The sequence below is a fragment of the Sphingobium xenophagum genome, assembly GCF_031457465.1.
GTDB lineage: Bacteria > Pseudomonadota > Alphaproteobacteria > Sphingomonadales > Sphingomonadaceae > Sphingobium > Sphingobium xenophagum_A.
Genome location: NZ_JAVDWV010000011.1, coordinates 116,637 through 129,829, shown reverse-complemented (window position 1 = coordinate 129,829; position 13,193 = coordinate 116,637). Strand labels below are relative to the sequence as shown.

General features: G+C 60.0%; 10 protein-coding genes. 7 read left to right on the top strand and 3 right to left on the bottom strand.

Annotation, left to right across the window (positions count from 1 at the left end; translation table 11 throughout):
* Positions 1 to 12: 12 nt before the first annotated feature.
* Positions 13 to 2,094, bottom strand: coding sequence for a TonB-dependent receptor domain-containing protein (locus tag J2W40_RS13005; protein WP_310225430.1), 2,082 nt, complete (start codon positions 2,092 to 2,094; stop codon positions 13 to 15).
* Positions 2,095 to 2,227: 133 nt separating this feature from the next.
* Here J2W40_RS13005 and J2W40_RS13000 point away from each other — a divergent pair, with 133 nt between their 5' ends.
* Both J2W40_RS13000 and J2W40_RS12995 read left to right on the top strand, forming a co-directional pair.
* Positions 2,228 to 3,016, top strand: coding sequence for a DUF4198 domain-containing protein (locus tag J2W40_RS13000; protein WP_310225428.1), 789 nt, complete (start codon positions 2,228 to 2,230; stop codon positions 3,014 to 3,016).
* Between the two features lie 32 nt (positions 3,017 to 3,048).
* Entirely contained in the window at positions 3,049 to 3,537 is a 489-nt protein-coding gene (locus tag J2W40_RS12995) for an EF-hand domain-containing protein (protein ID WP_310225426.1), read from the top strand.
* 192 nt (positions 3,538 to 3,729) lie between these two features.
* On the opposite strand, the gene J2W40_RS12990 is transcribed toward J2W40_RS12995, so the two are convergent.
* Positions 3,730 to 4,791: a tyrosine-protein phosphatase gene (locus J2W40_RS12990; protein WP_310225424.1), complete on the bottom strand. Its 1,062-nt coding sequence runs from the start codon at positions 4,789 to 4,791 to the stop codon at positions 3,730 to 3,732.
* A 14-nt stretch (positions 4,792 to 4,805) separates the two neighbouring features.
* Positions 4,806 to 7,370 (bottom strand): TonB-dependent receptor, encoded by a 2,565-nt coding sequence (locus tag J2W40_RS12985; protein WP_310225422.1) that lies wholly within the window; start codon positions 7,368 to 7,370, stop codon positions 4,806 to 4,808.
* A 160-nt stretch (positions 7,371 to 7,530) separates the two neighbouring features.
* Between J2W40_RS12985 and J2W40_RS12980 the strand changes: the two genes are divergently transcribed.
* The 5 genes from J2W40_RS12980 (at position 7,531) to J2W40_RS12960 (ending at position 13,164) form a co-directional block, all read left to right on the top strand.
* The gene (locus tag J2W40_RS12980) at positions 7,531 to 8,727 is read left to right on the top strand and encodes a TetR/AcrR family transcriptional regulator (RefSeq protein ID WP_409050373.1); all 1,197 of its coding nucleotides are present in this window, start codon (positions 7,531 to 7,533) and stop codon (positions 8,725 to 8,727) included.
* A 109-nt stretch (positions 8,728 to 8,836) separates the two neighbouring features.
* The gene (locus J2W40_RS12975) at positions 8,837 to 10,123 is read left to right on the top strand and encodes an MFS transporter (RefSeq protein ID WP_310225417.1); all 1,287 of its coding nucleotides are present in this window, start codon (positions 8,837 to 8,839) and stop codon (positions 10,121 to 10,123) included.
* A 306-nt stretch (positions 10,124 to 10,429) separates the two neighbouring features.
* Positions 10,430 to 11,023 carry an alpha-ketoglutarate-dependent dioxygenase AlkB gene (locus J2W40_RS12970; RefSeq protein WP_310225415.1) on the top strand — a complete coding sequence of 198 codons (594 nt, stop codon included), beginning with the start codon at positions 10,430 to 10,432 and terminating at the stop codon, positions 11,021 to 11,023.
* 550 nt (positions 11,024 to 11,573) lie between these two features.
* Complete coding sequence (locus J2W40_RS12965; protein ID WP_310225413.1) at positions 11,574 to 12,119, top strand: RNA polymerase sigma factor; 546 nt, start codon at positions 11,574 to 11,576, stop codon at positions 12,117 to 12,119.
* A gap of 1 nt (position 12,120) precedes the next feature.
* Complete coding sequence (locus tag J2W40_RS12960) at positions 12,121 to 13,164, top strand: FecR family protein (protein ID WP_310225411.1); 1,044 nt, start codon at positions 12,121 to 12,123, stop codon at positions 13,162 to 13,164.
* Positions 13,165 to 13,193: the final 29 nt, after the last annotated feature.

Sequence of the window (13,193 nt, the reverse complement as noted above, 5' to 3'; positions counted from 1 at the left end):
CGTGCCATCGCGTCAGAAGGTGTTTGCCACGGTGAACTTGAAGCTCTGTCCCTCTGCCGCGAGCGAGGAGAGATGACGGCGATAGTATTTGTCAAAGACGTTATCCATGGCGATGCGGAATTCAAATCCCCTGGCCGCGCCGCTCTGCGGTTTGAAGGCGAAGAAGAGATTGTGGACGGTGTAGCCAGGCGTTGGCAGCCCCGAACCGGCCGAGGAGAAGGCTCCGGCCGTCACCTTGTCCTGCCGTTCGGCAAACTCGCCGGTCCAACCGCCAGACAGGCCGCTCGCCGCATCGGCATAGCCCAGGGTCAGGCGATAGTCGTTGGCCGGGATGGTATTGAGATAGTCGCCCGTCAGCCGGTTCTTGCCGTCGATGAAGGAGGCGTTGCCGCGGGCGAAGAAGCCGCCAACGCCATATTCGGCCTCGACCTCCAGCCCCTTGAAGCGCGAACGGTTGATATTCTGGAAATAGGGCGTGCCTGCCGCAGCCGTGACGTTGACGATCAAATCCTTGACGTCATTCTGGAACAGAGTGGTCTTCGCGCGGAAGCGGTCGCCCTTGCCCAGCATATCGTCGAAAGAGAAGGTGAAGCCGACTTCGATATTGTCCGATTTTTCGGGCTTCAGGTCGGGATTGTTGGGACGGGTCGCCGAACGGGTGAAGATTTCGTCCACATTGGGCATCCGTACCGTGTGCGCGACCGAACCGAAAAGGCCGAACCACGGTGTGAAATTATAAAGCGCGGCCAGTTTGGGCGACACGCCGCTATCCTTGACCTTGTCCGTCAGCTTGACGCCACCGACAACCGTGTCGCCGGGCTTCAGGTCGGTCCAATCGACGCGGACACCCGGCATGATCGTCAGCTTGTCGGACCAGACGATCTCTAGCTGGCCAAACAGGCCATAGCGGCTCATGTCGCCTTCGGGGTGGGTACCCGCGCCCGGCGTCACCGTGCCGTCCAGCGCCACGCGCGGGTTGCGTCGTTGCTGCTTGCTCCACTGGCCGCCCAGGATCAGGAAAGTCGTCCAGTCGCCGCCCATGTCGAGCTCGCTGGTATTCTGCACCTTCGCCTGCCAGCTTTCATAAGAGAAGTCGGAATAGGCGAGTGGCCCCAAGAAGGTCGTTTCGGTCTGGTGCACCTTCGATAGTGAATAGGCGACCTGCGCCTCTACATTGAAGATCTTGTTGCCGGTGAAATCGTTGACATAGCCAAGCACGGCGGTCTTGTCGTGGACACGGCGGCGCATCAACGCAGCGCCGGTGGCGGCGGAAATCTGGTCATAGACCTGCGGCGCGTCGCTGATCCAGTCCTGATAGCTGGCCCAGATGGCGTGCTTCCTGTTGCCGCCGATCGCGACGCGGCCCTTGACCAGCCAGCTGTCGGACAGTGTGGCGGAGGCCGCGACTGTATCGCCATTGCCGCTCTTATAATCGTCGGTACGGCGATAATTGTAACTGCCCAGCAGTTCGACGCCCTCGGTCGGTTGCACCGCGACGATGCCCGACAGGGTGTGCGCCTGCGCATTGGTTTCGGTTGCAGCTTTCAGGCGTACCGCCAGCGGATCACCCTCGCTCAGAAAGTCTGATGCATCCTTGGTCGTGAAATTGACCACGCCCGCCAGCGCCCCGGCACCATAGAGGGTCGAGGAGGCCGGGCCGCGCAGCACTTCAACCCGCTTGTAAAGTTCAGGCTCGGTGAAGAGCGCGCCCATGCGATATTGTTCGTAGAATTTGGTGACGCCATCGACCGTCAGCAGGATGCGGTTGTCGCTGTCGCCGATTGCCGTACCCATGCCGCGGATGTTGAAGCCCTGGCCGAGCTGGCCGACGCCGCCTTGGACGTTGACGCCCGGCATAGCTTCCAGCAGGTCGCCCATGGTCGTCGCCTGAATCTGTTCGATATCCTCCTGGTCCAGCGTGCTTACCGCCTGTGGCGTGTCGATCGCGACCTTTTCCGTGCCAGCGGAGATGACCATGCGGTCGAGCACCATGCGCGTCGTTTCCGGCGCATCGGCGTCATTCTGCGCCCATGCCTGAATCGGCGTGAGGGTCAGCGCTGTTCCCAACAGCAGTGTCAGTCTGGTCTTCATCATATATGCGGCCCCCATTTTCGGCGAAAGTGCATGGCGCGTGGATAACCCCGACGGCGATGCAATTATCAGTTACAGATGATATTGCAAGTGAGTCTCATTATATATATGTGTGGCGAGAGAGAAAGGGGACTCCATGAAACAATCGCCATTCCGCTGCGCAGCGCTGCTGCTGACCCTCACCGTTGCCTCCGCGGCATCGGCGCATATGCCCTATATGCTGCCGACGCTGTTCGATGTGGGCAACGGCGACCATATCACCGTGCAGTCGGCCTTTGCCGAAGACGCCTTCCTGCCCGAAGTCGCTATGCGTGACGCGCCCTTCCATCTGGTCGGGCCGGACGGGACTGACCTGCCTACCGGGCCGGTCACCCATTTGCGCGACCTCAGCATCTTTGAGGCATCGATCCCTACCGACGGCACCTATCGCGTAACCAGCGGCCAGCGTGCCGGACGCAAAGGCAAGATGTTCAGGCAAGGCGACACATGGGCGATGCGGGGCGAAGGCGGCGCGGCGCCCGTCAATGCCGAACAGGTCGAGGTGCAGAGCATGACCCTGGCCGACGCCTATGTGACGCGCGGCCAGCCGACCGAAGCGGCGCTCAAGCCCATTGGCAAGGCGCTGGAGATCCAGGCGATCACCCATCCCAATGGCATCGTCGCGGGTTCCGACGCCAGTTTCGCGCTGCTGTTTGATGGCAAGCCGCTCGCCAATGCAGGCATCACCCTGTTCCGCAGCGCTGGCCTGTATGACGGGCGCAAGGTGGCGGCGCAGGTGAAGAGCGGTACCGATGGCCGCTTCACCCTGAAGCCCGATGATGCCGGTACCTATCTGATCCTGGTGCGCCACCGCAGCGCTGCCCCGGCAGGGTCGGAAACGCCTTATCGCAGCTACACCTACACATTGGCTTTCGACGCGGCCTGAGCGCTGCCCCCTTTCCTTTCGACGGAGATCTTATGAAATTCCAGCTTTCCCTGACCGCAGCCTTGCTCGCGCTGACCGGCACGGCCGTCGCCGCGCCGCATGAAGGATCGGCCTTCATCCACGATTATGACGCCGATCATGATGGCCAGGTCACCCGCGCCGAGTTCGACGCCGGCCGCGGCGCCCGTTTCAAGACGACCGACGCCAATGGCGACGGCTGGGTGTCGGAGGACGAATATGTAAAGGAATATAGCACGCGCCTGGAGCAGCAACTCGCCGCTTCCGACCGTAGCGACGAGAAGAAGAATGAGGAACGCCAGCGCCAGATCCGCCAGACCCATGTTCGCTTCGGCGTGCTGGACAAGGACAAGGACGGCAAGATGATCCAGGCCGAATATGACCTGTCGGGCGCGCGCGCCTTTGCCGAGCAGGATAATGACAAGGACGGCATCGTGACCGCTGCCGACGCCGCCGCTACTGCTGCGCGCCAGCTTGCCGCTAGGGAGAAGATCGCCCAATAATCGTCCCAGCAAAGGGGCGCCCTCAATCGTGGTCGGCGCCCCTTCCCATTAAGGCAAACCACAGAAACGAAAGCGAAATTCGCCGCTTTACGCCCAACCGTGGCGTACCGGACAGTCCGTTTCCAGGGATGAGCAACAGACGATTGAGCGTCTCGAATGGGTCGGTTCCGAGTGAATGCTCTAGTTGGCAAGCTACCGCAACATCGTCGCACGCAGCTTTCCGACATCGGCGTCGGTTAGCTGCAAAGCCTTTTTCATGAAGCCTTCCGAACCACCATATTGTGCATCAATATAGGTGAAAAACTGCGCCAAATGCGATGCGCCACTTCGCGTGTAGAGCGGCTCCGCGATCTTGCGCTGCGCCTCATCCTTCGAAAAATAATATTTCAGGATGGGATTGTTGGGATGGTCGGCGGGATCGACCTCGGGCATTTCCCATTGCGGGCGGCGCAGCGCAGTGGACATATGATAGTCCTTCAGGATCGTCTCGCGATCAACGCCCAGCATATCATAGAGCAAAGCAGTCGCCATGCCGGTACGGTCCTGCCCCGCCGAACAATGGTAAATGACCGCGCCTTCGTTCGCATTGATCCTTTGGTACAAGGCGCGCAATTGCGGAATCAGCAGTTTTTCCATGCCCTGATAGACATTCTCGCCATTGCCCTTGCCGAAATTGGCCATCAGAGGCTTGAGCGAATAGTCATTGGAAATGAAAAGCGCGCCCGTGCGGTCATCCACTAGATCTGGGGCGACCTCTCGTTCCTCCAGCGACCGCAGATCGATCACCGATCCAACGCCAAGCTGATCGATCAGGCTGTAATCCGCCTCGCTCAATAGCGGCATTGCACCGGAGCGGAAGGCCTTGCCCCAGCGCACGGTGCGGCCGTCCTTAGTGACGTAGCCGCCAATGTCGCGAAAGTTGCTGCCCTGTTCCAGCGGAAGAACCCGCTCGGCGACTACGGTCACGTCGCCCTTGACGTCCTGAAGCAGGACGTAGCGGCGCTGGTTGGCCGGGATGGCGAGTGTAACTTTGCCATCCTTGCCTGCCTCTTTGATCCTGTCCGTACCGACGCGCTGGTCGTCGGTATCAAGGACGTTGTCCTGGCTGATCCAGATTGCCACGGGATTGGTGTCGCCCCGATCCAGTATAACGGTAGCCGCGTCGGAACGGCTAAGCGTTGCCGCCTCTCGCCCGAGGGCAGGGCTGGCAACGGAGGTGGCCAGCAGCAGCGCGGTGACAAGGGTGATGCGCATCGGTTGTGTCTCCGTCAAAAGCTGAAGCGAACGCCAAACAGGTAACGTGACCCGATCTGCTCGACTTCGGTCGGCGTCGCGGTCGTACCCTGATAGGCGATATATTTTTCATCGGTCAGGTTCGCGAGATCCGCGAACAGCGTCAGGTTTTCATTGAGCGCATAGCGTAGCGACACGTCGAGATTTTCATAGCCCTTGCGATATTCGCCGCTACCAAAGCCGCCCAATGTATCGAGCCAGTTGGACCGCCACTGATAGCTGACCCGCGCCGAAATGCCGTATTTCTCGTAAAAGAGCGACGCATTGGCTATGCGCTTGGACATGCCCTGAAAAGCGATGTTCTGCTGCGTGGGCGTGTCGAAGCTGCCATCCAGCAAGGTGACATTGCCCTGGAAGCCGAAGCCGTCGAGCGCGCCGGGCAGGAAGTCGAACTGCTTGAGCAGGTTGAATTCGACGCCATAGAGTTTGCCCTTGTCACCATTATAGGTACCGCTCAACAGATAGGCTGACCGGTCCACGCCGCCAAAGTTATAGAAATCGCTGCCGACCGGTGCCTGGCTTTGGTACAGCACATCGTCCACCCAGCGGTGAAAGGCGGCGATGGACACCATGCCGTTGCCGGGCAGATAATATTCGATGCTGGCGTCCGCGCCCCAGGTATATTCTGGCCGCAAGCTGGGGTTGCCACCGCCGATCGTGCCGGGGCTGTTGGTGTCATTGATGGCAGCACCAACGCGGATCGCTCCATAGGCCGGGCGGGAAACGCCGCGCTGTCCGGCCAGACGCAGGACGAGATTGTCGGTCGCGGCATATTTGATGTTGAGGCTCGGAAAAAAGTCGGTCTTGCTGGATGTGAAGGTGAGCGGCGTTCCGACGCCGCCGGCAACCACGGTACCGCTATTGTCCATCAGATAGCGTTCCATCCGAACGCCGCCAACCGCCGTCAGCGCGCCGCTTTCAACCTTGCCCATGACATAGGCTGCGAGGGTGCGTTCGCGCTGGGCATAACGGTCGCTCGCGGGAATATCGAGCGCGGGATTGTAGCGGCCAGCCGCCTCCAAGCGGCCGAGCAGGCTCAAAGCATCGTCCCGCATGGCACCATTGTCGACATAGTTGAGCGTCACGCCCAGCGGAAAAGTGGTCTCCCAAGGCCTGTTAGTAACATAGTCGTTGATGTTGAACGGTTGCCCGACTGATGCGCCCAAAGAACCGATGGCTGCGACATTGGCGGTAGAGAAATTATTGCCCGTAATATCGCGATCGGCATAAAGGCCACCCGCCGACAGTGTAAGATCGCCCATCTCTTTGGAAAGGTCGAACTTTGCGGTGTAGCTGTCGGAAATCGTCCTCTGCCGCGCAGCGATCAATATCGTGCCGCTGGCGGACAGGCTGGCCTGGTTGAACGGCCCGTTGACGGTTACGATCGGGAAATTCGGATCGCTATTGTCATAACTGAGCGACAAATTGTTCGCCCCGCTGGTCGATGCCTGAATGAGGGGCAGGAACGTCGCATTTTCCGTGCGCGTGTAATTGAATTTGAAAGACGCGCTCAGCCCGTCATCTGTCTTATAGTCGCCGCCGACCGTTCCGATATAGTTGCGGTTCCGATATTCGCCAAAGTTGAACGTGCCCCGCAAAGGCACGCCCGTCAGCGTGCCGCTATCTTGCGAGCGGGTGCCGCCGGTCGCGCGATCCAGGCGAAACTCATATTGGTTGCGCTGTTCATTGTCGTTGAATTCGGAGAAGATCGCCTTGGCATAAAGGCGCTGGCCTTCTTCGGGACTATATTCGACCCCGCCGAACAGACCGTTATTCCAGCGTTCGATCTCATATTGCCGCACATCAAACTCGGTCGGCCCGCTGGCGTCATAGGCACCGACCTCGCGATTGTCGGTCAGCTGCTTGCGGCGATAATGCGACCCGCCGACCACGACCCCGAACACGTCGTTTGACCAAGACAGGCGCATCGACGCCTGCCGCTGTTCGCCCTTGCCCAGGTCCATGAAGCCATAGCCCGCATCGCCGGTCACATGCAGCCCCTTGCGGTCCATCGGCGAATAGGTGCGCAGGTCGATAGTGGCAACGATCGCGTCGGCCTGAAGGTCGCTGGTCAGCGATTTATTGATGACCATCTGCGACAGCAGCACGGCGGGGATGGCGTCGAAACGGAAGGCGCGGGTGTCGCCACCTTCGTCCACGCCGACCATCGGGATGCCGTCGATGCTCACCGACGTCCAGCGATTGGGCGCACCGCGCACCTGGATATAGCGTTCCTGGCCCTGATCGCGCTGAACGGCGACGGCCGGCAGGCGCGACAGGGCGGCAGCGGCGTTCTGGTCGGGGAAACGCCCAACGGCATCCGACGCGGCGACGTCCGACAGGTTCACGGCGGCGCGCTTGAGCGCGATCGAATCCTGCTGAGCCGACAGAATTGACCCTGTAACGATGATCTCGCCGCCTTCTTCGTCCGGCGCTCGCGCCATCGGCGGCGCATCCTGCGCAGCGAGGGCGGACGGGATGAAGGCGATTAGGGCGCAATAAGCGGTCGAGCGCAATAGCAGGCTGCAAGGCAATTTCATGGTCGGTCCCCCAGATGGCGTGCCGACCGCTAGAACGGTTGTATGTATTTATTGTGACGTTCGTCCATACTATGAAAACGTAGTGAGGGACCAGCTCTAGGGTCGCCGACAGCGCAAGCTCTTGCTATCCTTGCCATTCCATCGCCAAGCGACTGACCGGATGAATATGGCTGAAAATGTGAAAAAAACGTCTGATTACAGGCTCATAGATGCAGTAATGGAGCAATGGGAGCGATGCGGCTATGAAGGCGTTTCAGCCCGTCAGCTATCGGCCATCGCCTCTGTTCCCTCCTCGTCAATCTATCATCATTTTGGATCTCTGGAACAGTTGTTGGTCCTGGCACAGGAGTATGTTCAGGGGCTCACGCGGCAATGGTGCGACGATCGAATCGCACAATTGGCGGGCATGCCACGCGACCCGCGCGCTTTCCCTGCCTTCTTTGCGGCGTGCGTGGACGATTGGGTATCCAACGAGCGGCGTCTGGCATTTGCGTGGCGCGAAGGGCAATTGCTGCGCGCCAGTAGCCCCTCTGGCCGAGCGCTTCAGCAGCAGTGGCAAAGGCTGTGGATCGACTTCTGGCGGGCAGCGACGGCGTGCTTCGGCTTGGAGAGAGGCGCAGGGGTGACCTACCGCCTGTTCGAAAATGAATCCTCCCTCCACATGATCGATTGGCGTCGGTCCGTGGACCGTGCCGGGCTCGATGAATTTGCACGTGGGGCTGGGGCGTGGCTAATGGGCGATCCGGTACCGCCATCGCCTTGGCGCGATTTTGCCCGTGCCGCTGCGCTCGAAGCCTTGCCAGCCGAACCGGATCACGACAGCATCATGGCACAAATAGTAGAGGCAGCAGCAACCCTGGTAGCGGAAGTCGGCCCCGGCGGATTGACCCATCGGGCTGTGGCCGCCAGTGCTGGCCTGACGCTTGGCACGGTATCGCATAAGGTCCGTACCAAGGCCGAGCTTGTCCAGCTTGGCTATGGCGGTCTCTATATCAAGGCCGTTGCGCGCCTGCGCGCGCAGACGTCCGTTTGGCCGTCGGGTCGCGACACGGTGGGCAGTATCGCCAATTTCCTGGCGGAAAATTCGGGCAGCCGGGGCATTGATGCGCTGCACCTTGCGGTTGCCCGCGATCCCGCGCTGCGTCCGTTCGGCCTTCAACTGCGCTATCTGCGCGGCACCACGTCCCGGTCGCTTCTGCAAATGCTCCTGCCGGATCGACTTACGTCGGACCATTTGGAACCAGCGTTGTTATCGAGTTTCCTCTCTTCTCTATCGCGCCATTATGGCGACTGGACGGCGGACGAGTCGCGCGCGCCGATCCATGCCGAGCTGAACGATCTGGTGGCATTGCTCTGATTTTGCACGGCACGGGCCGATTCACGAAGCTGTCATGGACGCGCTGTAGCGGCCAAGCATGCGCGATGGCCGTCCTTCGGGAATAGACCCGCCGATCCGTGCGGCTGGCATGCGCATCAGCCGCGTCCGGCTCGCTGCCTTCTCTCTGCCGGTGCTGCTCTTTCAGGCAATCGAAATGGCATGGCGTGCCTATCTTCCGCGGTTCCTGACCCTGGATATCGGGATCGCATTGGGCGCTGTCGGCGCAATCCTGCTAGGGGCGAGGCTTCTGGACGCGATCGCAGACCCGATCATAGGCTGGATGAGCGATACGGTTCGCACGCCCATGGGCAGGCGCACGCCGTGGATGGCGCTGGGGGCCGCTCTGGTCCCGGTGGGCGCGCTGCTGCTGTTTCTGGCACCGCCCGGCGCTGGACTGGCGCAAATCATAGCCGCCAGCCTGATGCTGCATCTGGGCTATTCGTTCATCATCACGCCGCATGGCGGCTGGGGGCTGGAACTGTCGCCCGACAAGCATCAGCGCACCCGCATCATGGGGGCCAAAGTGTGGTTCGGACTGTTGGCTTCACTCGGGCTACTGGGGGTCATGGCGTTGATGGAACGCGGTTTTGCCGTTCCTCGCGACAGCCAGATGGCAGTGCTGGGCTGGGCCATCGCCTTGCTGGCGCCCATCACCGTCGTGGCGGTGATCCTTCTGTTCAAAGAACCTGTTGACCTCACCACGCCGTCGAAGGCGGACAACCCATTGCTGCTGTTTCTGTCGATCCTTCGCGATAGGTCCATGCGCACGATTCTTGCGCTGTATGTGCTGACCGGTATCATGGACGCAGCGGCGGCCAGCAGCTTCCTGTTCCTGGCCGAGGATGCACTTGGATTGAACCGGTGGGGTGCCGCGTTGTTGCTGGTCCAGCCCGTCCTTGCTCTGGCGACGTTGCCGATCTGGAGCCGGGTCAGTGCCCTAATTGGCCGACACCGCACTTTGATGATTACCTATGGCTGGCAGGGACTGACCGCGCCGCTGCTCTTTTGCATCCCGGAAGGTCAGCCTGTTATATTTGCCGCCTTCATTGCCGTCCGCGCGCTGGGATGGGGTGTCGACTATATGCTGTTGCGCGCGATGGTCGCTGATCTTGCCGACGACCAGTTGCAGGATATGGGGCGGCTGGGCGGCGTCTATTACGGCATGAGTAGTGTAACGCTTAAAATCGCCATGGGCTTGGGCGGCGGCGGCGCACTATGGCTGATGAAAATCATACCCGGCCCATCAGGCACATCATCCGCCGACGCGGTCCGCCTCGCTTATGCTTTGCCCGCCACGATCCTCGGCCCAATCGCGCTTTTACTTCTCATCTTGCATGTATCCCGGATAAGCAGACGGTCGGCAGCTAGGAACTGAAAATCAGAGGCTGCGTGTCCGCGAAGGGTCAGATTTTACAAAGGACACCTGCCCCCGAATGAGTGGGAGATGCACGCCCCAGCCTACTAAAATGGCTCGAACTGCACGTCGGCTCACTGATGATTACAGTTTTCCGAGCCGCACCGCCCCTGCCCTATTTGCCAAACAACATAAAATCAGTGTCGGAATGCGGTCAGTGCCCAAAACTCACTCGAATTGATCGAACGCTTTACGGACCTCGCGCTCTCCATCAAAAAATCAGCTATGCGATTGCCTTGTGCGCGCAGCCTCCCAATCTAGGCGTCGATGGCCAGCCTGTTCCCCGACCAGTTTGAGACCCCGAAAATCCCGGGCTTGTCCTATTGGGAAGACCTTATCTCCCGCGATGAAGAGTTGAGGCTGATCGACGGGATTGACGCATCCGCGCTCGAACCGTTTCGTTTCCAGGGTTGGCTCGGCAAGCGCCTGACCAGTTCCTATGGCTGGCGCTATGACTTCGACGACGCACGCTTCGGAGCTACAGATCCCATACCGGATTGGCTGCTACCTGTGCGTGCAAAAGCCGCTGCCTTTGCCCGCCTTGAGCCCGCCAGCCTCGCCCAGGCGCTCCTCATCCGCTACGATCCTGGTGCCGGCATAGGCTGGCACCGTGATCGCCCCGTCTTCGACCATGTCGTCGGCATTTCGCTGGGCGTGTCGGCCCCCTTGCGTTTTCGGCGGCGCAACGCCAGCGGGTTCGATCGCGTCACCGTTCCGCTCGCGCCGCGTTCGGTCTATCACCTTCATGGCGAAGCGCGATACCAATGGGAGCATAGCATAGCCGAAATGGGAGAGACCCGCTGGTCGATCACATTCCGTACGCTCGCTGAGAAACTGTCGGGCCGGAACATGATCAGATAGCTGCCCACCTTCAATGCACCATGGTGCCCGCATCGAGAAGCTGGTCCAAGCGCGTCGCAATGTCGAGCCACCGCGCAACACCGGCCTGATCACCCGCCAGCGCCAGCGTTCTTATCCTTCTGAAATAAAGTCGCTGGCGTTCGCGCCATGTTGCCGTTCGATCGCCAGCGCTTCGGCCCAGCCTGGATCATGCTCGAGAGAATAGAAGCAATGCAGGATCAACGCTCAGCAGTGCCAAGGTCGAGCGTTCCCATGAGGAATAACTATTCGTCTTGACCTCTTGATATGCAGAGTGGGCCGCGGCATCATAAGCTGGCAGGGGTGGGATTTAGCTGACAGCCCCGCTGTAGGATTATCCTGTCAGGCATAACTTACGCCCCTCTGATTTTTGGGGCGGTCGGAGCGACGGCGCGCCATCGCTTGAGACACACCTAGCTCAATCGCCCCCGGGGATTCTCGGGACCGATTCTGTCGGCCTGTTGGCCAAGCTCGCGTGTTACGTCCTCTCCCCATCAATCGATCCCAGGCGGATCGCGCTCAACCGCTTCCTATGCCCGACAAGCATCCAGGCGGTGCCCTGTCTGTCGCAAAAGACAGCGCATACACGACGATTCTAAGTGATACCTACAGCACAGAAGCTCCGGGCCTCATCCGCTATTTCAAGCAACGCATGCGGGATGATGAAGACGCCAACGATCTCATGCAGGAAGCATTTGCCAGGCTTGCAGCCCATATGCGTACGAAGACACTCGTTCATCCAGCGTCCTATCTGCAACGCATAGCCCGCAATCTTCTCGTGGATCGAATGCGTAGTACGAGACGTGCGGCGGTGACCATAGGGCCGACGCTGGATGACCTACCCGAGATCGGCGCTGCCCCGGAACAAAGCTTCGGAATCGAAAGGCAGGATGTCATGCGTCTCTACAAGGCTGCCCTCGATGGTCTCCCTGAGCAGACCCGGCAAGTCTTCCTCATGCATCGGGTGGAGAATCTGACCTATCGAGAAATCGGTGAAAAGCTTGGAATCGCTGTACCTACCGTTCAATATCATCTGGGCCGCGCACTGGCGCGTATCGCACAAGCTCTGGACGACTGACATGCTTGATGAACAAGAGAGGCGCTCCGCATTGCGCGAAGAAGCCGCATCCTGGTTCGCCGCGATGCAGGGTCCAGATGCCCAAAACCGAGACCAAGAATTCAAGGCATGGCTTGCCGCAGATCCAGACCACCGAATTGCCTACGCGCGGATAGCGGAAGTCTACAGCATGGGAAAGTCGCTGGTGTCGCCGACCAAAGCCGAAGCAGACGCTGCGCCGACGCACCGCCGACATGTGGTGGCTCTTGCGGCGGCGGTCGCTGTGATCCTGCTTTCCTTCTCTGCCATCGTTTGGATACCAGCTGGCAATGAAGGCAAAAAGAACGGACCCGAAATCGTCGCCGACGCTGGGCAACAAACCGCCGAATTCGCAAGTAGAGTCGGACAGATCCGTAAGGTTCAGCTTGCAGACGGATCAGAGATTACACTCGACACGGACAGCATCGTATCGATGCAATTTACGCCAAGTTCAAGGTCGCTCCGCCTCGAGCAGGGCAAGGCTCGGTTCGAAGTGGCCCATGATAAGAGGCCGTTTATCGTTTCTGTCGGCAATGCCATCGTGACCGCTCACGGAACAGTTTTTGATGTCGGCTTCCGCTCGGACCAAACATATTTTGTCCGCCTCCTGCGCGGATCGGTGGACGTCGCGCAAGCCGACCATGTTGTTGGACACACCCGCAAACCGAGATTGCTGCGCCCCGGGCAGGTGATCGAAGCTGGGGACTTTGGCGTACGCGACCTACCAGCATCCTTCGCTCGGGCTGCAGGTGAAAGCTGGACCTCGAAAATGAGGCAGTTCGATGATGTAAGGGTGGGCGATCTCATCAATGAAGCAAATCGCTACTCGCGTCTCCAGATCAGGCAGCCAATCGCGGCCATCGCTGATCTGCGGGCGTCAGGCACATTTGCGATCGACGAACCTCGAAGGCTGGCCACCAACCTCAGCCTTCTCTTTGGCTTGAAGATCGCAGAAACGCCTGACAACTCCATCACCCTGACGCCATCCGACACAAAAATTTCACAGAGCGGTGCCGAACCCCCATAAATTCACATCCAGCAACGTGGAGCCAGTCA

Excerpts from the sequence above, each read along its gene's own strand:
- J2W40_RS13005 (WP_310225430.1), bottom strand. The coding sequence starts at position 2,094 with ATGATGAAGACCAGACTGACACTGCTGTTGGGAACAGCGCTGACCCTC.
- J2W40_RS13000 (WP_310225428.1), top strand. The coding sequence starts at position 2,228 with ATGAAACAATCGCCATTCCGCTGCGCAGCGCTGCTGCTGACCCTCACC.
- J2W40_RS12995 (WP_310225426.1), top strand. The coding sequence starts at position 3,049 with ATGAAATTCCAGCTTTCCCTGACCGCAGCCTTGCTCGCGCTGACCGGC.
- J2W40_RS12990 (WP_310225424.1), bottom strand. The coding sequence starts at position 4,791 with ATGCGCATCACCCTTGTCACCGCGCTGCTGCTGGCCACCTCCGTTGCC.
- J2W40_RS12985 (WP_310225422.1), bottom strand. The coding sequence starts at position 7,370 with ATGAAATTGCCTTGCAGCCTGCTATTGCGCTCGACCGCTTATTGCGCC.
- J2W40_RS12980 (WP_409050373.1), top strand. The coding sequence starts at position 7,531 with ATGAATATGGCTGAAAATGTGAAAAAAACGTCTGATTACAGGCTCATA.
- J2W40_RS12975 (WP_310225417.1), top strand. The coding sequence starts at position 8,837 with ATGCGCATCAGCCGCGTCCGGCTCGCTGCCTTCTCTCTGCCGGTGCTG.
- J2W40_RS12970 (WP_310225415.1), top strand. The coding sequence starts at position 10,430 with ATGGCCAGCCTGTTCCCCGACCAGTTTGAGACCCCGAAAATCCCGGGC.
- J2W40_RS12965 (WP_310225413.1), top strand. The coding sequence starts at position 11,574 with ATGCCCGACAAGCATCCAGGCGGTGCCCTGTCTGTCGCAAAAGACAGC.
- J2W40_RS12960 (WP_310225411.1), top strand. The coding sequence starts at position 12,121 with ATGCTTGATGAACAAGAGAGGCGCTCCGCATTGCGCGAAGAAGCCGCA.